The sequence below is a fragment of the Halopseudomonas sp. genome, assembly GCF_036961105.1.
Lineage (GTDB): Bacteria > Pseudomonadota > Gammaproteobacteria > Pseudomonadales > Pseudomonadaceae > Halopseudomonas.
Genome location: NZ_JBALWW010000066.1, coordinates 1 through 566, shown reverse-complemented (window position 1 = coordinate 566; position 566 = coordinate 1). Strand labels below are relative to the sequence as shown.

Annotated in this window: 1 protein-coding gene; it reads left to right on the top strand. The window is 56.7% G+C overall.

Going from position 1 to position 566, the window contains the following annotated elements; translation table 11 throughout:
* The coding region (locus tag V7756_RS19020) for a copper-binding protein (protein WP_335611765.1) at positions 1-566 on the top strand (566 nt) is incomplete at both ends.

The window sequence follows — 566 nt, the reverse complement described above, 5'->3', positions numbered from 1 at the left end:
GGGTTCGAGTCGTGCTACCCAATCCCGATCAACTCCTGCGCCCCGGCATGACCGCAGACGTGACCTTAAGCCGTGATGAAGAGGTAGCCCTAGTGGTACCCACTGAAGCACTAATCAGAACAGGTCGGCGCACGCTTGTTATGCTCTCCGAGGATGAAGGCAGGTTCAGGCCCGTAGAAGTCAGGGTCGGCCGCGAAACTGATTTCAAGACGGAAGTGTTGTCGGGACTTGATGAAGGCCAGCGCGTGGTTGCGTCCGGGCAGTTCCTGCTCGATTCCGAAGCCAGTCTGCGCGGACTGACCACCAAACCAGAGCAATCGCCAGTAAACACCGTGCCCGCATTGCACGAGGCCGAGGGCACCATCGTGGGCATAGAAGATGACAAGGTCAATTTGTCTCACGGTCCATTCAAGACATTGAACATGCCGGGCATGACGATGGCATTTCCGATCGCAGACCCGGTGCTGCTGAAAGGACTTAAAGAAGGTAACCGGGTACGGATAGGTGTAAGCGAAAGCGATGAAGGCCTTGTTATCGAGCGGATCGAGCAGCTCGGAGACCAGCCA